The organism is Thermomonas brevis (assembly GCF_014395425.1).
GTDB lineage: Bacteria > Pseudomonadota > Gammaproteobacteria > Xanthomonadales > Xanthomonadaceae > Thermomonas > Thermomonas brevis.
The window spans coordinates 1,537,545-1,558,972 of the sequence record NZ_CP060711.1 but is presented as its reverse complement, the minus strand read 5'-3'; the positions used below and the strand labels follow the sequence as shown (position 1 = coordinate 1,558,972).

Here is a 21,428-nt window from a genome sequence, read left to right as displayed (position 1 = left end):
GGACTACAGCTGGAACCCCACCGACCGTACCAGCCCTTCGCCCACGTCGCGCCACCATCCCGGTGCGCGCGCTAAATAGACCGACGATTCGGCTCGCCGCATCGCGAACCACCCGGCCAGCGCGTCGGTCTGCGCGGCGTCGTGGAACAGCACATTGAGTTCGTAGTTCAGGAACAGGCTGCGGCCGTCGAAGTTGATCGAGCCGCAGCTGGCGAAGCCGGCGTCGATCACCAGCGCCTTGGCATGCAGCATCCGCGGCAGCAGGCGGATCCGCGCGCCGGCGGCGGCGAGTTCGCGCAGGCTGCGTTCGCGGGCGATGTTGGCCAGTGCGTGGTTGGACTGCGCCGGCAACACCAGTTCGACCTGCACGCCGCGCCGTGCGGCCAGCACCAGCGCCAGTTGCAGGGCGTCGTCGGGGACGAAGTAGGGCGTGGCCAGCAGCACGCGCGCGTCGGCGCGGTGGATCGCGCTCAGGAAAAGATCGTAGGCGGTGTCGTCGCGGCGGTCGGGGCCGCTGGGGAGCAGCTGCGCCAGCGGGCCGTCGGCAGCAGCGGGTGCGGCAGGCGGCGCGGGCGCGGGCTCGCCGCCGGCCATCGCCCAGTCGCGGGCGAAGCCGGCGATGGCGTCGATCACTATCCCGCCTTCGACGACCACGCTGAGGTCGTGCCACGCCGGCGCATCCGGCGCATCGAGGAAGTATTCGCGGGCGAGGTTGCGGCCGCCGCTCCACAGCGCGCGGTCGTCGACGATGACGAGCTTGCGGTGGTCGCGCAGGTTGTCGCGGGCGAACTGCGGGCGCAGCCGCAGCGGCGAGAACCAGCGGATCGCCGCGCCCGCCTCGCGCAGCATGCGCAGGCTCCGGCGACGCCCCGCGAACGCGCCGACGCCGTCCAGCAGCACGCGCACCGCCACGCCGCGCGCGCGGGCGCGCGCCAGCGCCTCCGCCACCGGCAGGCCGACGACGTCGTCGCGGAAGATGAACATCTCGATGTCGATGCTGCGGGTCGCGCCGTCCAGCAGCGCGAGCAACGACTGCAGTGCGCGCGGGCCTTCGGTGTCGAGGACGATCGAGGCGCAGCGGCGCGCGGGCGGCAGGTCCAGCCCGCGCGTCAGCGCCGCTGCCCATGCGGCATCGCCGCCCTGCGCGGACGGCGGCGGATCGTCGGCGGCGCGCGCGTGCGCCAGCTTGCGGGTGCCGAACAGCAGGTAGACCGGCAGCGCCATGTAGGGGAAGGCGATGAGCGCGATCACCCACGCCATCGCCGACGCGGGCGAACGCCGCTGGCGGCCGGAATGGGTCAGCGCGACGTACAGCAGCAGGCCGGTCGCCACCGCCGCCGCGTGCAGCAGCGGCAGCGCATGGACGACGGCGGGCGGAAGCGCGAGCGGCATGCCCGCGCGGCTTACCAGCTGAACAGCTTGTAGTAGGTCATCGGCCCGCCGTTGGCGTCGGCGTCGTTGACCACGCCGTCGCCGTTGCGGTCGTAGATGTAATACGCCGGGCCGCGCTGCGGCACCACCTTGACCATCGTCAGCCGTTCGCCGACGCGGTACTCGGTGACCACGTCGCCATTGGCTTCGGTGCGCGTGGCCGGCACGGCGTCCTTCGCCAGCATGTCTTCCGGCGAGGCGGTGGCGCAGGCGGCCAACGCGAGGGTGAGGGCGAGGGGAAGGGCGATGCGCATGGCGGCGGCCTCGGGAGGGATGCCGCCAGTATGCGCGATGCGCGGCGGGCCGGCTCAGGCGTCCGCCGCCGCCTCCAGCTCCAGGAAGCCGCCGGACTGCCGCTTCCACAGCTGCGCATACAGACCGCCCTTCGCCAGCAGTTCCTCGTGCGTACCGGTTTCGACGATGCGGCCGGCGTCCATCACCACCAGCCGGTCCATCGCCGCGATGGTGGACAGCCGATGCGCGATGGCAATCACCGTCTTGCCCTGCATCAGCCGGTACAGGTTCTCCTGGATCACCGCCTCCACTTCCGAATCCAGCGCCGAGGTCGCCTCGTCCAGCACCAGGATCGGCGCGTTCTTCAGCAGCACGCGGGCGATGGCGATGCGTTGGCGCTGGCCGCCGGACAGCTTCACCCCGCGCTCGCCCACCTGCGCGTCGAAGCCGCGCTGGCCCTTGGCGTCGACCAGTTCGGCGATGAAGCCGTCGGCGTTGGCCTGGCGCGCGGCGTCCAGCATCTCGGCTTCGCTGGCGTCGGGGCGGCCGTAGAGGATGTTCTCGCGCACCGAGCGGTGCAGCAGCGAGGTGTCCTGCGTGACCACACCGATTTGCGCGCGCAGCGAATCCTGCTGCACGCCGGCCACGTCGATGCCGTCCACGGTGATGCGGCCGGCTTCGACGTCGTGGAAGCGCAGCAGCAGGTTCACCAGCGTGGACTTGCCCGCGCCGCTGCGGCCAACCACGCCGATCTTCTCGCCGGGCGCGACGTGCAGATCGAGATGCTCGATCACCCCGCCGCCCTTGCCGTAGTGGAAGGCGACGTTCTCGAAGCGGATGTCGCCGCGCACCTGCGGCAGCGCCAGCGCGCCGGGCGCATCGTCCACCGTGGGCGGCAGCGAGATCGAGCTGATCCCGTCGTGCACCGTGCCGATGTTCTCGAACAGCGCCGACAACTCCCACATGATCCAGTGCGACATGCCCAGCAGGCGCAGCGCCAGCGCCGCAGCCACCGCCACCGCGCCGGTGCTCACCGCGCCCTGCAGCCACAGCTGGATGCCGAGCGCGGCCACCGCGAACAGTAGCGCCATGTTCAGCGCGTACAGCAGGCTGTACACGTTGGTCGCCAGCCGCATCTGCCGGTACACGGTGGCGAGGAAGCCGCCCATCGCTTCGCGCGCATAGGCCTGCTCGCGCTGCGAATGCGAGAACAGCTTGACCGTGGCGATGTTGGTGTAGCTGTCCACGATGCGACCGGTCATGGTCGAACGCGCGTCGGCCTGGTCCTGCGACACCTTGCCCATCTTCGGCACGAACCAGCGCATCAGCACGCCGTAGCAGACCAGCCAGCCGGCGAACGGCAGCATCAGCCGCCAGTCCGCGCTGGCCGCCACCAGCAGCGTGCCGCCGAAATACACCAGCACGTAATTGCCGATATCGAACAGCTTGACCACGGTCTCGCGCACCGCGAGCGAAGTCTGCATCAGCTTGGTGGCGATGCGGCCGGCGAACTCGTCCTGGAAATAACCCATCGACTGCCGCAGCAGGTAGCGGTGCACGTTCCAGCGGATCCGCATCGGGAAGTTGCCCAGCAGCGTCTGGTGCTGCACCGCCGAGTTCAGCCACACCAGCAGCGGCAGGCCGAGCAGGACGAGTGCCGCCATCCACGCCAGGCGCGCCCCTTCCTGCGCGAGGAAGCCGCCGACGCCCAGCGCCGTCATCCGGTCCACCAGTGCGCCGACGTAGGCGTACAGCGCCACTTCCGCCAGCGCGATGCCGGCGGTGGTGGTCGCCATCAATAGCAGCCACGGCTCCGCGCCGCGGGTGAAGTGGCGGCAGAAGGCGTACAGGCTTGCCGGCGGCTGCGTCGGCGGCGCGTCGGGGAACGGATCTAGGCGGGTTTCGAACCAGCGCAGCATGCGGGCGTTCCGTGGGGGATGCGGGCATTGTGCCGCTTTTGCTCATCATTCCTGTCCGCTCCACGCCCGTCATTCCCGCGAAGGCGGGAATCCAGCGTCTTTAGTTCTCCGGTCGGATTGCCGTGGACTTGAAAAAAGTCACTGGATTCCCGCCTTCGCGGGAATGACGGCAACAGGGCTTCCGCGTCTGCACGCCGCCGGCGGCATTTCCTTAGAATCCCCACATGACACGCCTCGTTCTGATCGACGGTTCCTCCTACCTCTACCGCGCCTTCCACGCGCTGCCCCCGCTCACCAACGCGGCCGGCGAACCGACCGGCGCGCTGTTCGGCGTGGTCAACATGCTGCGCGGGCACCTGAAGGAGAAGCCAGAGCACATCGCCTTCGTGGTGGATGCCTCCGGGCCGACCTTCCGCGATGCGCTGTATCCCGAGTACAAGGCCAACCGCCCGCCGATGCCGGACGAGCTGCGCGCGCAGATCGAACCGATGATGGAGATCGTGGCGGCGCTCGGCATCCCGATCCTGCGCGAGCCGGGCGTGGAGGCCGACGACGTGATCGGCACGCTGGCCCTGCAGGCGGCGGAGGGCGGGCTCGAGGTGACGATCTCCACCGGCGACAAGGATTTCGCGCAGCTGGTGCGCCCGCGCGTCGCATTGGTCAACACCATGAGCGGCAGCCGTATGGAGTCGGACGCGGCGGTGATGGAGAAGTTCGGCGTGCGTGCCGATCAGATCGTCGACTTGCTGTCGCTGATGGGCGACGCCATCGACAACGTGCCCGGTGTCGAGAAATGCGGGCCGAAGACCGCCGCCAAGTGGCTGGCGGAATACGGCAGCCTCGACGGCGTGATCGCCGGCGCCGATGCGATCAAGGGCAAGATCGGCGACAACCTGCGCGCCGCGCTGGCGCGCCTGCCGCTGAACCGCGAGCTGGTGACGATCAAGACCGACGTGGCGCTGGCGCAGTCGCCGGCCGACCTTGCATTGCGCGAGCGCGACGTCGAGGCGCTGCGCGGGCTGTACGCGCGCTACGGCTTCAACCAGGCGCTGAAGGAACTCGACGGCGGCGCGGCGGCGGGCGCGATCGCGGAGAAGGAGCCGGGCGTGGCGCGCGGCGGCGGGTTCGTCGCCGCGGCGGTGCCGGCATCGGTGGAAGGCCTCGATCCCGCGCTGTCCGCGCCGGGCGAATACGAAACGGTGCTGACCGATCCGCAACTGTCGGATTGGATCGCAAAGTTGCAGGCCGCCGACGAATTCGCCTTCGACAGCGAAACCGATTCGCTCGACCCGATGCGCGCGAACCTGGTCGGCCTGAGCTTCAGCGTCGAACCGGGCAAGGCCTGCTACATCCCGCTGGGCCACGACTATCCCGGCGCGCCCGGGCAGCTGCCGCGCGACGCGGTGCTGGAGGCGCTGCGCCCGCTGCTGCAGGACCCGGCGAAGAAGAAGCTCGGCCAGCACGGCAAATACGACCTGCACGTGCTGCGCCGCCACGGCATCGTGGTCGCGGGCTACGCCGACGACACCATGCTGGAGAGCTTCGTGCTCAGCGCCGGCATCGCGCGGCACGACATGGATTCGCTGGCCAAGCGCCATCTCGGCTACGAGACGATCAAGTACGAGGACGTGGCCGGCAAGGGCGCCAAGCAGATCCCGTTCTCGCAGGTCGCCATCGACGACGCCACGCGCTATGCGGCCGAGGACGCCGACATCACCCTGCGCCTGCATCGCGTGCTGTCGCCGAAGCTGGAAGCGGAGCCGTCGCTGCTGTCCGTCTACCGCGACATCGAGATGCCGCTGGTGCCGGTGCTGGCGCGGGTCGAGGCCAACGGCGTGATGATCGACGCCGAGGAACTGCGCCGACAGTCCGCCGAGCTGTCGCGGCGGATGCTGGCCGCGCAGCAGAAAGCCACCGAACTGGCCGGGCGCAGCTTCAACCTCGATTCGCCGAAGCAGCTGTGCGCGCTTCTGTTCGACGAGCTGAAGCTGCCGGCGCTGGTGAAGACGCCCAGCGGCGCGCCTTCGACCAACGAGGAGGCGCTGGAGGCGATCGCCGACCAGCACGAGCTGCCGCGCGTGATCCTCGAATACCGCGGTCTCGCCAAGCTGCGCAGCACCTACACCGACAAGCTGCCGGAGATGATCAATCCCGACACCGGCCGCGTGCACACCAGCTACCACCAGGCCGGCGCGGCCACCGGGCGGCTGTCCTCGTCCGATCCGAACCTGCAGAACATCCCGATCCGCAGCGAGGAAGGTCGCCGCATCCGCACCGCCTTCGTCGCGCCGCCCGGACGCCGGCTGGTGGCCTGCGACTACTCGCAGATCGAGCTGCGGATCATGGCGCACCTGTCGGAAGACCCGGCGCTGCTGCGCGCGTTCGCGGAAGGCGCGGACATCCACCGCGCCACCGCCGCCGAGGTGTTCGGCAAACCCATGGCCGAGGTGTCGGCGAACGAGCGTCGCGCCGCCAAGGCGATCAACTTCGGCCTGATCTACGGCATGGGCGCGTTCGGGCTGGCGCGCCAGCTCGGCATCGGCCGCGGCGAGGCGCAGGACTACATCGCGCTGTACTTCAGCCGCTATCCGGGCGTGCGCGACTACATGGAGCGCACCCGCCAGCAGGCGCGCGACGCCGGCTACGTGGAAACGGTGTTCGGCCGGCGCCTGGCGCTGGACTACATCCACTCGCGCAACGCGTCCCAGCGCGCCAGCGCCGAACGCGCCGCGATCAACGCGCCGATGCAGGGCACCGCCGCCGACATCATCAAGCGGGCGATGGTGCGGGTGGACGATTGGCTGGCCGACAAACGCAGCGCGTCTGGCGAAAGCAGCGCGCTGATGATCCTGCAGGTGCACGACGAACTGGTGTTCGAGGCGGACGAGGCGTTCGTGCCTGAATTGCTGGAGCGGGTGCCGGCGCTGATGGCCGACGCCGCGCAGCTGCGGGTGCCGCTGGTGGTGGACAGCGGCGTCGGCATGAATTGGGAAGAAGCGCACTGAAACTGCTTTCGTTTTTGGCGCTGAAAGCGTGATGTGGAGCGGGTTTGGAAGGATTCCGTGGAATTGCAATGAATCATTCCTGAACCGAACGGTTTTTTAACCCGAATCTTCACGAACCATCCATGTGCGGAGTGGTCATATAGCTCGCAACAGGTGCAACGCCTGTTGCCGATCACTACCCCTCCCCTGGTGTGATCACCCCGGAAGGCAATCGGTCCTCCCCAACCGGCCTTCCCCCGGCCCCGCAGTCCCCCCTGGCTGCGGGGCTTTTTTATGCCTGCGCTTTTTTGCGCAGGCATAAAAACCCAAAGTTTGCTGCGCAAACCTTGGGCCCCGAGCCGCGACCTCCAAATCCCCGCGGCTTCGCCGCGCCCCCTTTACTAAAGGGGGCTCTCCTCCAGATGAAATTCCTTTGTCGTCATGCCATTCCCCACGGCGGCAATAGAGGGCAGGCTAGCGAAGGCGACCATCCTGGGGATTCCGAATGAACGAGCTGTTCCAGCTGTCTGCGCCGTGGTGGGTGTTCGTGTTGCGGGCGACGGCGGTCTACGTGCTGGTGATGCTGCTGGTGCGGGTGTCGGGCAAGCGGGCGGTGGGACAGTTCACGCCGTTCGACCTGGTGCTGCTGATCCTGATCGGCAACGCGGTGCAGAACGGCATCAACGGTGGCGACAACTCGCTGACCGGCGCGGCGATCATGGCGGTGACGCTGATCGTGCTGAACTACACGGTGGCGCTGCTGACCTCGCGCAGCCGCCGGGCGGAACGGTTGCTCGAAGGCGTGCCGGTAGTGCTGGCGCGCGACGGCAAGGTGTTCGACCGCGTATTGCGGCGCGAGCTGGTCAGCAGCGAAGACTTCGCCGAGGCGCTGCGCAGCAACCAGATCGAGGACATCGGCGAGGTCCGCCTCGCGCTGCTGGAGACCAACGGCCACATCACGGTGATCGCGCGCAACCGGGATTGATTCATCCGCGGTTTTGCCTGGCTCGCCGGCGTGCACATCTGCTTCACGCCGGGCCGGGATAAATGGAGGCTCACACGACAGCCGTAGGAGGCTCCATGAAGCGCATGTTCGCCACGCTCATTCTGGTCATGTTCGTCAGCGCGGGCCTCACGGCTTGCAACACGATGGCCGGTGCCGGCAAGGACGTGCAGAAGGCCGGCGAGAAGGTCGAGCAGAAGGCCGAAGACTGCAAGGACATGAAGTGCTGATCGTTTCCGCCCGCCGCGCCGGTACTCCGCAGGGACGCGGGTGCCGGCGCGGCGGGCGGCGTCTTGCTGCGCTCCCCGCCGCCCGGTAATGTGCCGCCGAACGCGAGGAGAACCGCATGAACAAGACGATGAAACTGGCCGTGCTGGCGCTGACCTGCATGGCCTTCTTGGCCGGTTGCAACACCATTGCCGGCGCCGGCAAGGACATCCAGAAGGCCGGCGAGAAGATCGAGGGCGCGGCGAAGTAAGCCGCGCCTTCATGCTGTCCGATCTGCCGATTCAGCGCTCGCGGTAGCGCGGCGGGTCGGGCACGAACCCGTTCGGGAACGCGCGCGGCCCATCGCCCGCGTAGGCGGGGTGCCGGCGCGGCAGCACGCCCATCGCGACCAGCGCATCGACGCTGTCATAGCGCAACTGGCTGACCTGCTCCGGTGCGTAACTGGCGCGCACGAACTCGGTCCGGCCGACCGGCGCCCGTTCGCGCTGGCCGTGGCCGGTGCCGATGCGCTGCGGCATCGCCTCCGCCGCCATCGCGCGGTCCGCGCTGGCGGGCGCCGCGGCCTTCGCCGCGCCGCGGGCTTCCGCCACCGGCGGCGGTGCGGGCATCGGCGGCGGCACGGCGCGTTCGCGGAACACCGCGATGCCGACCACGCCCACGTTGTCCGGCCGCCCGGTGCGCGCGGCGTAGCTGTCGGGAAGCGCGGTGAACACGAATTGCGCGACGTCGTCCAGCGACTTGCGCCAGCCGGCGATGTCGGCGGTCTCCCATGGGCCCAGCACGTAGCCGGCCTGCGACGGCGCGGCGGTCTCGCCGCTCACTGCGTTGACGCCATCGACCGACAGCACCACCAGCACGCGCTCGCCGGTGGTATTGGTCAGGCGCACCGAATAGCGGTGCGCGGGCGTGCCGGCGATCCAGTCCTGGCCGCGATGGCGGTATTCGGGCAGGGTCTGCCCGAGGTCGCGGTCGACCACGTCGAGGCGGACGAGCTCGCGCGCCGGCAGCGGCAGCGCGCAGGCGAGCAGGGAGGCAGCGGCGAGGGCGGGCAGCAGGCGGCGGAACATGGCGGTCTCCGGGGGCGCAGCGATCGCGCTGCATCCCTGCCAACGCGCCACGGGCGGGAACGGGGTTGCGGCCTCGCCAGTTAGAATGCCCGGCACATCGCAGACCGCAGCCACGCCGCATTCCATGAGCAAGACCCGCATCCTGACCGGCATCACCACTTCCGGCACGCCGCACCTCGGCAACTACGTCGGCGCCATCCGGCCCGCGCTGGCCAGCGCCGGGGCGACCGACGTCGAGAACTTCTACTTCCTCGCCGACCTGCACAGCCTGATCAAGGCGCAGGACCCGGCGAAGACGCAGCGTTCGACGCTGGAGATCGCCGCGACCTGGCTGGCCTGCGGCCTGGATCCGGACAAGGCGTGGTTCTACCGGCAGAGCGACATCCCCGAGATCACCGAGCTGACCTGGCTGCTGACCTGCGTGGCCGGCAAGGGCATCCTCAACCGCGCGCACGCCTACAAGGCGGCGGTGGACAAGAACCGCGCCGAGGGCGAGGACGACGACGCCGGGATCACCGCCGGGCTGTTCATGTACCCGGTGCTGATGGCGGCCGACATCGTCCTCTTCAACGCCCACAAGGTGCCGGTGGGCCGCGACCAGATCCAGCACATCGAGATGGCGCGCGATTTCGGGCAGCGCTTCAACCACGTGTACGGCAAGGACCACTTCGTCCTGCCCGAGGCGGTGATCGACGAGCAGGTGGCGACCCTGCCCGGCCTCGACGGCCGCAAGATGAGCAAGAGCTACGACAACACCATCCCGCTGTTCGCGCCGCGCGGCGAGTTGAAGAAGCTGATCGCCGGCATCGTCACCGATTCGCGCGCACCGGGCGAGCCCAAGGACACCGAAGGCTCGGCGCTGTTCCAGCTCTACCAGGCGTTCGCCTCGAAGGAGGAAACCGCCGCGTTCGCGCAGGCCTTCGCCGACGGCATCGGCTGGGGCGACGCCAAGCAGCGGCTGTTCGAGCGGATCGACGCGGAAATCGCGCCGCTGCGCGAGAAGTACGAGGCGCTGATGGCGAAGCCCGCCGAGATCGAGGCGATCCTGCGCGACGGCGCGGCCCGCCTGCGCGCGCTGCACGCCACGCCCGCGCTGGTCCGCCTGCGCGAAGCGGTGGGCCTGCGCGACCTGTCGGCGATCGCCGCCGTCGAAGCGAAGGCGGCGAAGAAGGACGCCGACGCGCTGCCCGCGTTCAAGCAGTACCGCGACGCCGACGGCAAGTTCTACTTCAAGCTGGTGCAGGGCGAACGCGTACTGCTGCAGAGCGTCGGCTTCGATTCGCCGCGCGACGCCGGCCAGCGCGTCGCCTCGATCAAGAACGGCGCGCTGGATGCGGAGATGACCGATTTCGCGTTGGGCGAAGGCGTCGGCAGCGACGAGGTGAACGCGGCGCTGGCGGCGTTCGTGGCGGCGGCGCTGGAAGGCGAGGGCGGCCAGGCGTGAGCAGCGCGCTGTCGACGCTGCCGATCCTGGCGCTGATCCTGTTCACGCCGTGGTTCCTGATCCTGGCGGCGCTGTACTGGCTGTATCCGCGCCAGCCGCGCGGCGCCGCGCGCGCGCGTTTCGACGCGGCGGCGCTGCTGCTGGCGTTCGCCGGCTGCGCGGCCAGCCTGTACTGGAGCTACGGCTACGCGGATCGCAGCTACGGCGCGCTGTGGCCGCAGATCCTCGCCACCTCGGTCGGCTACGGCGTGTTCCTGGCGGTGCTGGGCGGCGCGTTCTGGCTGCGCCGCAGGGTGCTGGCGCACGCCTGACGCGGTTCAGTCCGCATCCGTCGCCAGCGTGAGCTTGCGCAGCAGGCGGGCCAGTTCCTTGCGCTCGGCCTGGTTGAGCCCGGCGACGCGCCGATCCGCTTCCGCGAAGCGCAGGGGCAAGGCCTTGTCCACCAGCGCCCGGCCTGCCGGCGTGAGTTCGGCGTGGATCGAGCGGCGGTCGTGTTCCGATGGCGTGCGCGCGATCAGGCCCGCGCGTTCCAGCCGTCCCAGGCAGGCGGTCATCGCGCCGGACGTCAGCAGCACCGACGCCTGCAACTGGCTGGGGCTCAGCCGGTACGGCCGGCCGCTGCGCCGCAGCGTGGCCAGCACGTCGAGATCGGTGTAGTGCAGGCCGAACGGCGCGAGCACGCGCGTCGCATCGGCCTCGAACCGGTGCCCGAGGTGGATCACCCGGCCGACGACGCCCATCGCGCCGGTCGCCAACTCCGGCCGCTCGCGCGACCAGTCTTCTTGCAGGCGGTCGATCAGGTCCTGTGCGGGCGCGGGCGTCTTCGGCATCGCCGCAGCGTAGCAAACCTTGCCAATGGCTTCATGTGAAGCTAATTTATTTCACGTAAAGATAAACCCGGAAGGGGCAGGCGATGTCGCGAAAGCGCGCATGGGGCAGGAAGCTGGGATGGACGCTGGCGGCGGCGTGCGTGCTGGCGCTCGCGGGGCTTGCCGCCTGGCTCGAGAACGCACAGGTGAAGCAGACCGCCGGCGGCGTCGACGTCCGCCTGTTGCTGCCGTTGCCGCGCGTCGGCTCGATCGCGGTGCCGCTGTACGCCGACGGCGCCGGGCAGGCGCGGATCGCCGGTTTCCTGGATGGCCCGGTGGTGCGGCGGGACGCGGAGGGCGGCTGGCATGCGGCATGGTTCTGCGAGGATCGCGTCATGCGCGCGGACGGCAGCGGGCCGGCGCTGTCGTTCGAATGCGCGGGCCAGCGCCACGCGCTGCGGATCGAACAGCCGACGCCGCCGGTCGCCGATGGCGCGATGCCCGACGAGATCACCGTGGTCAGCGACATCGAGGGCAACGCGCGTTTCCTGGACGACACCCTGCGCAAGCTGGGCATTGCGGACGGCGACGGGCAGTGGCGCTACGGCAAGGGCCATCTGGTGGTCCTGGGCGATTCGGTGGATCGCGGGCGCGCGGTGTTCGGCGTGCTCTGGCGCCTGCACCAGCTTGCGCTGCAGGCGCAGGACGCGGGCGGTGCCGTGCACGTGCTGCTCGGCAACCACGAGCAATACGCGCTGCGCGGCAATTTCTCGCGCGCCGATCCGGAGCATGCCTACGCGCTGGAACGCCTGGGCGGCTATGCGGCCGGCTATGGGCCTGGAACGCTGCTCGGCGACTGGCTGCGCGCGCAGCCGGTGATGCTGAAACTCGGGCGCACCCTGTTCGTGCATGGCGGCATCAGCCCGCAGCTCGCCGCCGGGCCGGACGATCTGCCCGCGCTCAACCGGCGCATGCGCGACTACTGGCGCGCGCCGCGCGCCGGCGCGGCGGAATTCGAACCCGTGCTCGGCTTCACCGGGCTGACCCAGTATCGGGGCATGGTCGCGGCGCTGGACGGGAAATACCCGCGCGCCACGCAGGCCGACGTGGACCGGGCCGGCGCGCGATTCGGCGTGGACCGCATCGTCGTGGCCCATACCCAGGTGCCGCGGGTGACGTCGTTGTACGGAGGCCGGGTGTGGGCGGTGAACACCGGCGACGCGGACGTGCGCCAGCAGGTGCTGCAATTCCACGCCGGCGAGCCGGCGGTGGTGGAGACGGGCGTGTCGCGCAGCAGCGACAAACCGGAAGGCCGCGTGCGCGCGTTCTCGCTGTCCAGTGCGCGCGACCGCGCGGTGCTGGCCGCCGCGTGGCGGCGGATGCGGCAACTCTCAAGCCTGCCGCATCCGTATTGACGGTTCAGTCCCAGGTCTTCGCCGGCGCGCCGCGCTCGGGGTACTTCATCTTCACCACGCAGAAGCGCTGCCCGGTCGGCGCTTCCATCACCCACCAGCGCTTCACGAAGGCGATCTTCCTGGCGCCGAGTTTTTCCAGCCGTTCGGCTTCGGCGTCGATGTCGTCGGCCTCGATGTCGAGGTGCACGCGCGAGGGGTGATCGACCTTCTGCACTTCGATGTGCAGATCGCCCGGCGTGTCGCCCAGCATCTGGTATTCGGCGGTGGCGTCGCCGGCATCGCGGTCGGCGACGGTGCAGCCCAGCGCCTGCGCCCAGAAGTCGGCGGCGGCGTCGAGGTCGCCGGTGTTGCAGTCGATGATGAAGCCGGAGAGGCGGCTGCGGTGGGTCATGTAAGGGCTCCTGCGGGGCGACCGTGACGTTTGATTCTCGCCATTGGTCAGGGTTGCGGGGGTGAAAAGGATGGTTTAGTGTTGTACTTCAATACAACACTAGGATTAGTGTCATGCGTTCGATCCCCTCCTTGGCCGTCGCCCTTGCCTTGGTCACCATGTTTCCGCTTCCCGGCTCCGCCGCCGCAGCGCCAGCGGACGGGCCCGGATCGGCATCGCCGGTCGCGCTCGGCGATTTCATGGGGCGCAAGCGGGACATCAAGATCGAAGTGGCGGGCCAGCAAGGCCGGTTCCTGCTGGATACCGGCGGCGGCGTCACCGTCTTGGACAAGGCCTTCGCCAAGCGGATCGGCTGCGCGCCGTGGGGCCAGATTTCCGGTTTCCGCCTGACTGGCGAACGCCTCGACATGCCGCGCTGCGAGAACGTGCAGATCGCGCTGGCGGATGGCCGCACGCTGGCCCCCATCACCGCCGGCGTGTTCGATCTTGCGGCCGTGCTGGCCAAGGGCGACGAGCCGGTGGACGGATCGCTGGCGCTTGATGCACTGGACGGCCAGGTCTTCACCCTAGATCTGCGGGCCGGGACGCTGACGTTCGAAACGCAGCAGAGCCTGGCGGCGCGCGTGGCGGACGCGGTGGAATTGCCGATCAGGGTGAGCCGATACGGCAGCAGCGCGCGCGGCGTGGGTGTCTACGCGCGCTCCAAGACCGACAAGGGCGACCTGTGGCTGGAACTGGACAGCGGGGGCGATGCGCCGGTGCTGCTGCCCACCGCGATGGCCGCCGAAGCCGGCGCCGATCCCGCCGTGGAGAAGGCCCAGCCGTACGAGCTCACGTTGAACGGCAAGGGGCGCGACCTGACCCTGAAGACCCGCGCGCTGGTGCGCGACATGGTGCGCGATGGCGTGGTGGGCATCCCGGTGCTGGTGAACTGGCAGATCACCTTCGATCTGGCCGCCGACCGCTTGTGGATCGCGCCGACCAAGGGATGACGCTGGCGCACTGATCCTCCGCAGACCGTAAGCCTTGCGATTGCGTGCGGGGCGTCGGCATTCGCCACGCCCCGATGCTTCCCTATTCCGGCTGCGATGCCGGCGGACGTTCCGAACAATCGATACCCGACGAGGGCGTGGCGGCAGCGGCACAGCCGAGGCCGCCGCCGTTGCGCCTCAGTTCGGCTGCGCCAGATCGTCCAGCAGCGCCTTCAGGAAGCGCGCGGCCTCGCCGCCGGTGCAGGCGCGGTGGTCGAAGGTCAGCGAGATCGGCATGCGGCGGTGCACTTCGATGCCGCCCATCACCGCCACCACGTCGTGGCAGAGCTTGCCCGCGCCGACGATCGCCACGCACGGCGGCACCACCACGGGCGTGGCGTAGCGGCCGGCGAACATGCCGAAGTTGGACAGCGAGATGGTGTAGCCGGACAGTTCGCTGGCCGGGATCGTGCGCGATTCGACCTGCGTGCGCAGGCGGTTGATGCCCTCGCGGATGCCGCGCGCGTCGAGCATGTCGGCGTTGCGCAGGGCCGGCACGAACAGGCCGTCGTCGGTGTCGACGGCGATGCCGATGTCGACGTGCGGGTGCAGGGTGCGGGCGAGGTTGTCGCCGTCGAACCAGGCGTTGAGCGCGGGCACCGTCTTGCAGGCGGCGACAATGGCGCGGATCAGGCGCGCGGTGATGTCCTGCTTGCCGATCCAGGCGTGCAGGTCGGCGTCGTCCGCCAGCGTGGTCGGCACCACCTTGGCGTGGGCGTCGGCCATCACGCGGGCCATGTTGCGGCGCACGCCCTTGAGCTGTTCCGGCTGGCCGGAGGCGGCCACGCCCGGTGGTTGGGTGCGCATCGGCTTGCCGGACTGCGACAGGGTGCTGCGCTGCGCCGGCGCGGCGGGCGCCGCAGCGACGGCCGGGGCTGCCGCGCGCGCGGCGGCGGGAACGGCGCCGGCCTTGGCCGAGCCGTCCGCGGCGGCGCGCTTCACGTCGTCCATGCCGACCGTGCCGTCGGGGCCGGTGGCGCGCACGCGGGCGATGTCGACGCCGAGCTTGCGCGCCATCGCGCGCACCGCCGGCACCGCCTTGACGCCGCCGGAGGCGACCGCCGCCTCGCTGACCACCGCATCGCCGACCTGCATCGCGCCGACCACGGTGCCGGCGTCGTCGCGCTTGCCGTCGGCGTGGCCCTTCGCCGCCGGTGCGCCCTCGGCCGGGATCGCGCCGCCTTCGTCGGAGGCGACCACGCGGTCGCCCGGCGCCGGGTCCTGCGAGCCGACGCCGTGTGCGGGGCCGTGGTGGTGGCCGGTGTCCTGGCCTTCCGCGCGCTGCGGCAGGCTGGGGTCGATCTCGAACTCGGCAAGCCAGGTGCCGGTGACGATCACGTCGCCCGCGCCGCCGGCCAGCTTCACCACCTTGCCGGACACCGGCGAGGGCACGTCGACCACGGCCTTGGCGGTCTCCATCGAGACCAGGTTCTCGTCGAGGCGGATCACGTCGCCTTCCTTGACATACCACTCGACGATGGTGGCGTCCGGCAGGCCTTCGCCGAGGTCGGGGAGATTGAAACGCTTGTTGCTCATGCGGAGGTCTCGTCGATGATTTCGAGGTTGCGGGCGGGAATCCAGCCCCGGGTGCCGTCGCCGCGCTCCGCCCACCACCAGCCGCCCAATTCCTGGTGCAGGTGGAGGGCGTCGCCCGCGTCGGCGTCCAGTTCGCGCGCGCTGTAGTCGCGCAGGGCGGTGGCGCGGCCGTCGTCGCGCGGTTGCAGCCAGTCCGCCGGGCCCCAGCCGGCGTTGCCGTCGGCGGTGGTGATCCAGGCGAAGTCCGGCCATTCGGTGTCGCGCGCGCCGACCGCGACGACCTCGCCCGCGCGCCAGCCGATCGGGCTGGCGTACTGGGTGCGGTACGGCGTGTGGACGCGCGCCTGCATGGTCAGCGGTAGGCCATCGCGCGCTTGGCGGCGGCGACCACCTTGTCCACGCTCGGCAGGTACTTCATTTCGAGGCGGAACAGCGGGATGTGGGTGTCGTAGCCGGTGACGCGCTCGACCGGGGCCAGCAGGTCGAACAGGCATTCCTCGGCGACGCGGGCGGCGATTTCCGCGCCGAAGCCTGCGGTCTTCGCCGCCTCGTGCACGATCACGCAGCGGCCGGTCTTGGCCACCGATTCGGCGATGGTGGCGAAGTCCAGCGGCTTCAGCGTGGCGACGTCGATGACCTCGGCGCTGATGCCCTCGGCGGCCAGCTTGTCGGCGGCCTCCAGTGTCTCCTTCACCTGTGCGCCCCAGGTGACCAGGGTGATGTCGGACCCGTCGCGCAGCACGTAGCACACGTCCAGCGGCAGCGCTTCGCCGTCGTCCGGCACCAGCTCCTTGTACTGGCGGTAGATGCGCTTGGGCTCCATGTAGATCACCGGATCCGGGTCGCGGATCGCGGCCAGCAGCAGGCCGTAGGCGCGCTGCGGGGAGCTGGGCATCACCACGCGCAGGCCGGGCACGTTGGTGAAGATGGATTCGTTGGCTTCGGAATGGTGTTCCGGCGCGCGGATGCCGCCGCCCCACGGCACGCGCAGCACCATCGGGCAGGTCAGGCGGCCGCGGGTGCGGTAGCGCATGCGCGCGGCGTGGCAGACGATGAAGTCGACCATCGGGTACATGAAGCCGTCGAACTGCGCCTCGGCCACCGGCTTCATGCCCTGCGAGGCCATGCCGACGGTCAGGCCGGCGATGGTGGTTTCGTCCAGCGGCGTGTCGAGGATGCGCTCCGGCCCGAACTGCGCGGACAGGCCGGCGGTGGCGCGGAACACGCCGCCGTTGACGCCCACGTCCTCGCCCAGCACGACCACGGATTCGTCCTTGCGCAGTTCGAAGGCCAGCGCCTGGGTGATCGCTTCGATCAGCGTAATCGGCTGCGCGCTCATGCCCGGCCCTCCAGCGCGAGTGCGGCTGCGCGCTGCGCCAGCACGTCCGCCGGCATGTCGCCGTACAGGTAGTCGAACATCGCTTCCACCGGCTGCACCGGGGTGTTGAGATAGGCGTTGATTTCCTCGTCCACGCGCTTGCCGCTCTCCTCGATCCAGGCTTTCTCCTGCGCCTCGTCCCACAGGCCGGCGTCGGTCAGGAACTGGCGCAGGCGCAGGAACGGTTCCTTCTCCCACGCGGCCTTCACTTCTTCCTCGCCGCGATAGCGGCGGGCGTCGTCGGCGGTGGTGTGGTCGTGCAGGCGATAGGTGATGAACTCGATCACGCTGCCGCCTTCGCCGCTGCGGGCGCGCTCGTGCGCGCGGCGCATCGCTTCCAGCACCGCGACCAGGTCGTTGCCGTCCACCTGCAGGCAGTGCAGGCCGCCGGCCAGACCCTTCTGCGCCAGCGTCTGCGCGCCGGTCTGGGCCTTGCGCGGCACGCTGATCGCCCAGCCGTTGTTCACCACGCACAGCACCAGCGGCAGGGTGTAGGCGCCGGCGGAGTTCACCGCGGCGTAGAAGTCGGTCTTCGACGAACCGCCGTCGCCGCAGCAGGCCACCGCGACGCGCGGCTGCTTGCGCAGCTTGAAGGACAGCGCCGCGCCCGAGGCCATCAGGCATTGGGTGGAGATCGGCACGCACCACGGATAGTCCTGCGCCGGCGCGCCGGTCAGCAGGTTGCCGCGTTCGTCGCCGCCCCAGTACATCAGCACTTCGCGCGGCTGCATGCCGCGCGCGAACTGCGCGCCGTATTCGCGGTAGCTGGGGGCGAACACGTCCTCGGGCTGCATCGACGCGCCGATGCCGACGTGGGTGGCCTCGTGGCCCAGGCAGGCCGCGTAGGTGCCGAGCTTGCCGGTGCGCTGCAGGGCGATCGCCTTGCCGTCGAAGGTGCGCAGGAACAGCATCTGCTTGAACAGCGGCAGCAGCGCCGCCGCGTCCGGCACCGCCGGCGGCAGCGGGGCGGCCAGCGTGCCGTCGGGCCGCAGGTATTGCAGGTATTCGATTTCGAAGGTGGCGGCAGTGGTCATGGTTGCCTTGGCATTGGAGCAATTGCTCAATGATACCGGCGGCGCGCTAACAAACCGTTGCGCGCTGCGGCATCGCACGGCACTTGACGCCGGTCAGCGCGATGCGCTGCGGGGGCGTGCGAGAATCGCGCGATGAGCAGCGAACACGACACTGCGGGCGCCAACCGCCGCGACCTCGAAGCCGACATTCACACCGACCTGGCCGGCCGCATCACCTACGGCGGCTACCTGCGGCTGGATCGCCTGCTGTCCGCGCAGCAGCCGCTGTCGAACCCGCCGCACCACGACGAGATGCTGTTCATCGTCCAGCATCAGACCAGCGAGCTGTGGCTGAAGCTGCTGATCCACGAATTGAGCGCGGCGGTGGAGCACCTGCGCAACGACCGCGTCTGGCAGTTCGGCAAGGCGGCCGCGCGCTGCAAGCGCGTGCTCGACCAGCTCACCGCGCAGTGGTCGGTGCTGGAGACGCTGACGCCGTCGGAATACATGGAGTTCCGCGACATCCTCGGGCCGTCGTCCGGCTTCCAGTCGCTGCAGTACCGCACGGTCGAGTTCCTGCTGGGCAACAAGAACGCGGCGATGCTCAAGGTGTTCGCCCACGACGCGGAAGGCCAGGCGACGCTGGACGCGGCGCTGCGCGCGCCCAGCCTGTACGACGAGTTCCTGCGCTACCTGGCGCGTTGGGGCCATCCGGTGCCGGAAACGCACCTGGTGCGCGACTGGACCCAGCCGCACGTGCTGGACGAGGCGCTGGTGCCGGTGTTCGAGCGCATCTACGAGGACACCAACCGCTACTGGCGCGAGTACCAACTCTGCGAGGACCTGGTCGACCTGGAGACCCAGTTCCAGCTGTGGCGCTTCCGCCACATGCGCACGGTGATGCGGATCATCGGCTTCAAGCGCGGCACCGGTGGCTCCAGCGGCGTGTCCTTCCTCAAGCGCGCGCTCGACCTGACCTTCTTCCCGGAGCTGTTCGAGGTGCGCACCTCGATCGGACCGGGCCGCGACTACGCCGCGCCCTGAGGGTCGTTTCTGCTGCGTTGCAGCACGTCGTCCTGAATGCGTGCGGTTTGACGTTGCCCGCGCGCCTCGGCGATGCTCCCCCGGTTCCGCGCCCGCCGTCGGCCGGTTCGACACGCCAATTCCTATAACCAAAAACGGGGGGAGTCCGCATGAGCGGAGCCGCTGACACGACGCCGGGCGCAGTTCCGGAATTCAAGCAGGTGATGGGCCATCCGCGTCCGTTGTGGATGCTGTTCATGACCGAGTTCTGGGAACGCTTCGCGTTCTACGGCATCCGCTGGGCGCTGACGCTGTACATCGTGCAGCAGTTCTACGCCGGCAGCGGCGAAGGGCAGGCGCCGGCGAGCCGCGTCTACGGCGCCTACCTGGCGCTGGTCTATGCCGCGGCGATCTTCGGCGGCTACATCGCCGACCGGGTGATCGGTTACCAGCGTTCGATCCTGCTCGGCGCGCTGGTGATGGCGGCGGGCTTGTTCATGATCGCCTGGCCCGACGAGACGGTGTTCAAGATCGGCCTGGCCACGGTGATCGCGGGCAACGGCCTGTTCAAGCCGAACATCTCGACGATGGTGGGCAAGCTGTATTCGCAGGGCGACGAGCGCCGCGACTCCGGCTTCACTCTGTTCTACATGGGCATCAACCTCGGCGCGATGATCGCGCCGCTGCTGACCGGCTGGATGGCCGAGCGCACCTTCGGCGGCACGCCGGAGCTGCCGACCTACAAGATCGTGTTCATCACCTCCGGCATCGGCATGCTGATCAGCCTGGTGTGGTTCTGGTTCGGCCGCCGCCAGCTCGGCGGGATCGGCCGTCCGCCGGAAGGCGACGGCGGCATGCAGAAAGTGCTGTACGTGCTGCTGTTCTGCCTGGTGTCGGTGCCGGTCTACTACTTCCTGCTCGCCATCGACGCGGCCAAGCTGCAGCTGGTGCTGACCGCGCTGTTCCTCGCGCTGTGCGCCATGCTGCTGATGGAAGGCATCCGCGAAGGCAAGGTCGCGCGCGACCGCGCCATCGCGATGCTGATCATCTTTACCTTCAACATCCTGTTCTGGTGCTTCTTCGAGCAGGCCGGCAGCTCGTTCAACTTCCTCGCCGAGCAGATCGTCAACCGCGATTTCGGCGGCTGGATCTTCCCGGTGGGCTGGTTCCAGTCGGTGAACTCGCTGGCGATCATCACCCTGGCGCCGGTGGTGGCGTGGACGTGGATCAAGATGGGCCGCTACAACCCGTCGATCCCGCGCAAGTTCGGCCTGGGCATCATCTTCAACGGCCTGGCCTTTCTGCTGCTGATGGCGGCGCTGTCGGGCATGGTGGTGGCCGGCAAGATCCCGTTCTGGACGCTGTTCATGGTCTACGTGATCCAGTCGGTGGGCGAGCTGTGCCTGTCGCCGATCGGCCTGTCGATGACCACCAAGCTGGCCCCGGTGCGCCTGGTCGGCTTCGGCATGGGCGGCTGGTTCCTGTCCACCGGCATCGGCAACAACCTGTCCGGCATCTTCGCCAGCCACGCCAGCGGCGAGACCGGCATGACCACGGCGTCCGCGCTGTCCAGCTACACCCAGGGCTTCTGGATCCTGATGGCCGGCGGCGTCGCGCTGTTCCTGGTCGCGCCGCTGATCCAGAAACTGATGCACGGCGTGAAGTAAGACGCGCCCTGCACGTCGGATCGGAACGGCGCCTGCGGGCGCCGTTTCCGTTTGCGCGCCGCTCAGGCGACGATCAGCTCGATGCCCAGCCGCTGCAGCCCGTCGCGGTATTCCTCGCCGATCCCGGCGTCGGTGATGACGGTGTGGATCTCGTCGAGGCGGGCGATGCGGTGCAGGCTGACCTTGCCGAACTTGGACGAGTCGGTCAGCACCACGATCCGCCGCGAGCGTTCCACCATGCGGTGGTTGAGGCTGGCTTCCGGCTCGTGGTGGGTGGTCGCGCCGAACTGCAGGTCCAGCCCGTCCACGCCCAGGAACAGGGTGTCGAAACCGTAGCTGTGCAGGCTGGCCTCGGCCTGGCTGCCGTGCAGCGACAGCGACGGCTGGTGCAACAGGCCGCCGGTCAGGCGCAGCACGATGCCGGGCGCGCCGGCCAGCTCCCAGGCGATGTTGAGGCCGTTGGTCATCACCGTGACGTCGCGCTGGCCGCGCAGGTGGCGGGCCAGCATCATCGTGGTGGAACCGGAGTCGAGGATGATGTTGTCGCCCGGCTTCACCAGCTGCGCGGCGCGCGCGCCGATGGCGTCCTTCAGCGGCAGGTTGAGCGTGTCCTTCTCGTGGATGTCGCGCTCCTGCGGCGGCATCCGCAGCAGGCTGGCGCCGCCGTGGCTGCGCACGGCCAAACCCTGCGACTCCAGGTGGTTGAGGTCGGCGCGGATGGTCACCGCCGACACGCCGTGGCGTTCGACCAGCTCGCCGACCTGCACGCTGCCCTGCTGCAGCAGCTGTTCGACGATCCGCTGCCGGCGCTGGCGGGTGTTGCGGGTGGTGGGAGCGGGCGTTGCGGTCATGCGC

General features: G+C 69.6%; 21 protein-coding genes. 10 read left to right on the top strand and 11 right to left on the bottom strand.

What is annotated here, in order from left to right; genetic code table 11:
- Positions 1-3: 3 nt before the first annotated feature.
- The 3 genes from H9L17_RS07320 to H9L17_RS07310 are packed head-to-tail and all read right to left on the bottom strand — an operon-like array spanning position 4 to position 3,584.
- Positions 4-1,392: a phospholipase D-like domain-containing protein gene (locus tag H9L17_RS07320; RefSeq protein ID WP_187571670.1), complete on the bottom strand. Its 1,389-nt coding sequence runs from the start codon at positions 1,390-1,392 to the stop codon at positions 4-6.
- An 11-nt stretch (positions 1,393-1,403) separates the two neighbouring features.
- Entirely contained in the window at positions 1,404-1,685 is a 282-nt protein-coding gene (locus H9L17_RS07315) for a DUF2782 domain-containing protein (protein WP_187571669.1), read from the bottom strand.
- 54 nt (positions 1,686-1,739) lie between these two features.
- A complete protein-coding gene (locus H9L17_RS07310) occupies positions 1,740-3,584 on the bottom strand; it encodes an ABC transporter ATP-binding protein (RefSeq protein ID WP_187571668.1) in 1,845 nt (614 codons plus the stop codon).
- Between the two features lie 224 nt (positions 3,585-3,808).
- Here H9L17_RS07310 and polA point away from each other — a divergent pair, with 224 nt between their 5' ends.
- The 4 genes from polA (at position 3,809) to H9L17_RS07290 (ending at position 8,049) form a co-directional block, all read left to right on the top strand.
- Positions 3,809-6,589, top strand: coding sequence for a DNA polymerase I (polA, locus tag H9L17_RS07305; RefSeq protein ID WP_187571667.1), 2,781 nt, complete (start codon positions 3,809-3,811; stop codon positions 6,587-6,589).
- 484 nt (positions 6,590-7,073) lie between these two features.
- Positions 7,074-7,553, top strand: coding sequence for a DUF421 domain-containing protein (locus H9L17_RS07300; protein WP_187571666.1), 480 nt, complete (start codon positions 7,074-7,076; stop codon positions 7,551-7,553).
- A 95-nt stretch (positions 7,554-7,648) separates the two neighbouring features.
- Complete coding sequence (locus H9L17_RS07295; RefSeq protein ID WP_187571665.1) at positions 7,649-7,801, top strand: entericidin A/B family lipoprotein; 153 nt, start codon at positions 7,649-7,651, stop codon at positions 7,799-7,801.
- 128 nt (positions 7,802-7,929) lie between these two features.
- On the top strand, positions 7,930-8,049 hold the full coding sequence (locus H9L17_RS07290) for an entericidin A/B family lipoprotein (RefSeq protein ID WP_425507418.1): 120 nt from the start codon (positions 7,930-7,932) through the stop codon (positions 8,047-8,049).
- 31 nt (positions 8,050-8,080) lie between these two features.
- Here H9L17_RS07290 and H9L17_RS07285 read toward each other — a convergent pair whose 3' ends face one another.
- Positions 8,081-8,866: a hypothetical protein gene (locus H9L17_RS07285; protein WP_187571663.1), complete on the bottom strand. Its 786-nt coding sequence runs from the start codon at positions 8,864-8,866 to the stop codon at positions 8,081-8,083.
- Between H9L17_RS07285 and H9L17_RS07280 the strand changes: the two genes are divergently transcribed.
- Together H9L17_RS07280 and H9L17_RS07275 are read left to right on the top strand one after the other, a co-directional pair.
- On the top strand, positions 8,865-10,310 hold the full coding sequence (locus H9L17_RS07280; RefSeq protein ID WP_343044062.1) for a tryptophan--tRNA ligase: 1,446 nt from the start codon (positions 8,865-8,867) through the stop codon (positions 10,308-10,310). The genes H9L17_RS07285 and H9L17_RS07280 overlap by 2 nt on opposite strands.
- On the top strand, positions 10,307-10,621 hold the full coding sequence (locus H9L17_RS07275) for a hypothetical protein (protein ID WP_343044061.1): 315 nt from the start codon (positions 10,307-10,309) through the stop codon (positions 10,619-10,621). The genes H9L17_RS07280 and H9L17_RS07275 overlap by 4 nt, the downstream gene beginning before the upstream one ends.
- Before the next feature lie 6 nt (positions 10,622-10,627).
- Here H9L17_RS07275 and H9L17_RS07270 read toward each other — a convergent pair whose 3' ends face one another.
- On the bottom strand, positions 10,628-11,140 hold the full coding sequence (locus tag H9L17_RS07270; RefSeq protein WP_187571661.1) for a MarR family winged helix-turn-helix transcriptional regulator: 513 nt from the start codon (positions 11,138-11,140) through the stop codon (positions 10,628-10,630).
- 83 nt (positions 11,141-11,223) lie between these two features.
- On the opposite strand from H9L17_RS07270, the gene H9L17_RS07265 reads away from it, so the two are divergent.
- Positions 11,224-12,534, top strand: coding sequence for a metallophosphoesterase (locus H9L17_RS07265; protein ID WP_187571660.1), 1,311 nt, complete (start codon positions 11,224-11,226; stop codon positions 12,532-12,534).
- A 4-nt stretch (positions 12,535-12,538) separates the two neighbouring features.
- Here H9L17_RS07265 and H9L17_RS07260 read toward each other — a convergent pair whose 3' ends face one another.
- Positions 12,539-12,925, bottom strand: coding sequence for a VOC family protein (locus tag H9L17_RS07260; protein ID WP_187571659.1), 387 nt, complete (start codon positions 12,923-12,925; stop codon positions 12,539-12,541).
- A 239-nt stretch (positions 12,926-13,164) separates the two neighbouring features.
- Between H9L17_RS07260 and H9L17_RS07255 the strand changes: the two genes are divergently transcribed.
- A complete protein-coding gene (locus tag H9L17_RS07255) occupies positions 13,165-13,917 on the top strand; it encodes an aspartyl protease family protein (protein WP_187571658.1) in 753 nt (250 codons plus the stop codon).
- Between the two features lie 177 nt (positions 13,918-14,094).
- Here H9L17_RS07255 and H9L17_RS07250 read toward each other — a convergent pair whose 3' ends face one another.
- Genes H9L17_RS07250 through pdhA form a run of 4 tightly spaced genes read right to left on the bottom strand, consistent with a single transcriptional unit; the run spans position 14,095 to position 17,904 of the window.
- Entirely contained in the window at positions 14,095-15,492 is a 1,398-nt protein-coding gene (locus H9L17_RS07250) for a dihydrolipoamide acetyltransferase family protein (RefSeq protein ID WP_187571657.1), read from the bottom strand.
- Positions 15,489-15,842, bottom strand: a complete 354-nt coding sequence (locus H9L17_RS07245; protein ID WP_187571656.1) for an SH3 domain-containing protein — start codon at positions 15,840-15,842, stop codon at positions 15,489-15,491. The genes H9L17_RS07250 and H9L17_RS07245 overlap by 4 nt, the downstream gene beginning before the upstream one ends.
- Positions 15,843-15,844: 2 nt before the next feature.
- On the bottom strand, positions 15,845-16,831 hold the full coding sequence (locus H9L17_RS07240; protein WP_187571655.1) for an alpha-ketoacid dehydrogenase subunit beta: 987 nt from the start codon (positions 16,829-16,831) through the stop codon (positions 15,845-15,847).
- Entirely contained in the window at positions 16,828-17,904 is a 1,077-nt protein-coding gene (pdhA, locus tag H9L17_RS07235) for a pyruvate dehydrogenase (acetyl-transferring) E1 component subunit alpha (RefSeq protein WP_187571654.1), read from the bottom strand. The genes H9L17_RS07240 and pdhA overlap by 4 nt, the downstream gene beginning before the upstream one ends.
- Positions 17,905-18,036: 132 nt before the next feature.
- Here pdhA and H9L17_RS07230 point away from each other — a divergent pair, with 132 nt between their 5' ends.
- Together H9L17_RS07230 and H9L17_RS07225 are read left to right on the top strand one after the other, a co-directional pair.
- Positions 18,037-18,927: a tryptophan 2,3-dioxygenase gene (locus tag H9L17_RS07230; RefSeq protein WP_187571653.1), complete on the top strand. Its 891-nt coding sequence runs from the start codon at positions 18,037-18,039 to the stop codon at positions 18,925-18,927.
- A gap of 149 nt (positions 18,928-19,076) precedes the next feature.
- Positions 19,077-20,573 carry a peptide MFS transporter gene (locus H9L17_RS07225; RefSeq protein ID WP_187571652.1) on the top strand — a complete coding sequence of 499 codons (1,497 nt, stop codon included), beginning with the start codon at positions 19,077-19,079 and terminating at the stop codon, positions 20,571-20,573.
- 62 nt (positions 20,574-20,635) lie between these two features.
- On the opposite strand, the gene H9L17_RS07220 is transcribed toward H9L17_RS07225, so the two are convergent.
- Positions 20,636-21,424 carry a DeoR family transcriptional regulator gene (locus H9L17_RS07220; protein WP_187571651.1) on the bottom strand — a complete coding sequence of 263 codons (789 nt, stop codon included), beginning with the start codon at positions 21,422-21,424 and terminating at the stop codon, positions 20,636-20,638.
- Positions 21,425-21,428 lie beyond the last annotated feature (4 nt).

Coding starts and splice junctions, on each gene's coding strand:
- H9L17_RS07300 (WP_187571666.1), top strand. CDS start 7,074: ATGAACGAGCTGTTCCAGCTGTCTGCGCCGTGGTGGGTGTTCGTGTTG.
- H9L17_RS07225 (WP_187571652.1), top strand. CDS start 19,077: ATGAGCGGAGCCGCTGACACGACGCCGGGCGCAGTTCCGGAATTCAAG.
- H9L17_RS07315 (WP_187571669.1), bottom strand. CDS start 1,685: ATGCGCATCGCCCTTCCCCTCGCCCTCACCCTCGCGTTGGCCGCCTGC.
- H9L17_RS07280 (WP_343044062.1), top strand. CDS start 8,865: ATGGCGGTCTCCGGGGGCGCAGCGATCGCGCTGCATCCCTGCCAACGC.
- H9L17_RS07265 (WP_187571660.1), top strand. CDS start 11,224: ATGTCGCGAAAGCGCGCATGGGGCAGGAAGCTGGGATGGACGCTGGCG.
- H9L17_RS07250 (WP_187571657.1), bottom strand. CDS start 15,492: ATGAGCAACAAGCGTTTCAATCTCCCCGACCTCGGCGAAGGCCTGCCG.
- H9L17_RS07230 (WP_187571653.1), top strand. CDS start 18,037: ATGAGCAGCGAACACGACACTGCGGGCGCCAACCGCCGCGACCTCGAA.
- H9L17_RS07285 (WP_187571663.1), bottom strand. CDS start 8,866: ATGTTCCGCCGCCTGCTGCCCGCCCTCGCCGCTGCCTCCCTGCTCGCC.
- pdhA (WP_187571654.1), bottom strand. CDS start 17,904: ATGACCACTGCCGCCACCTTCGAAATCGAATACCTGCAATACCTGCGG.
- H9L17_RS07270 (WP_187571661.1), bottom strand. CDS start 11,140: ATGCCGAAGACGCCCGCGCCCGCACAGGACCTGATCGACCGCCTGCAA.
- H9L17_RS07295 (WP_187571665.1), top strand. CDS start 7,649: ATGAAGCGCATGTTCGCCACGCTCATTCTGGTCATGTTCGTCAGCGCG.
- H9L17_RS07245 (WP_187571656.1), bottom strand. CDS start 15,842: ATGCAGGCGCGCGTCCACACGCCGTACCGCACCCAGTACGCCAGCCCG.
- H9L17_RS07255 (WP_187571658.1), top strand. CDS start 13,165: ATGGGGCGCAAGCGGGACATCAAGATCGAAGTGGCGGGCCAGCAAGGC.
- H9L17_RS07240 (WP_187571655.1), bottom strand. CDS start 16,831: ATGAGCGCGCAGCCGATTACGCTGATCGAAGCGATCACCCAGGCGCTG.
- polA (WP_187571667.1), top strand. CDS start 3,809: ATGACACGCCTCGTTCTGATCGACGGTTCCTCCTACCTCTACCGCGCC.
- H9L17_RS07220 (WP_187571651.1), bottom strand. CDS start 21,424: ATGACCGCAACGCCCGCTCCCACCACCCGCAACACCCGCCAGCGCCGG.
- H9L17_RS07310 (WP_187571668.1), bottom strand. CDS start 3,584: ATGCTGCGCTGGTTCGAAACCCGCCTAGATCCGTTCCCCGACGCGCCG.
- H9L17_RS07290 (WP_425507418.1), top strand. CDS start 7,930: ATGAAACTGGCCGTGCTGGCGCTGACCTGCATGGCCTTCTTGGCCGGT.
- H9L17_RS07320 (WP_187571670.1), bottom strand. CDS start 1,392: ATGCCGCTCGCGCTTCCGCCCGCCGTCGTCCATGCGCTGCCGCTGCTG.
- H9L17_RS07260 (WP_187571659.1), bottom strand. CDS start 12,925: ATGACCCACCGCAGCCGCCTCTCCGGCTTCATCATCGACTGCAACACC.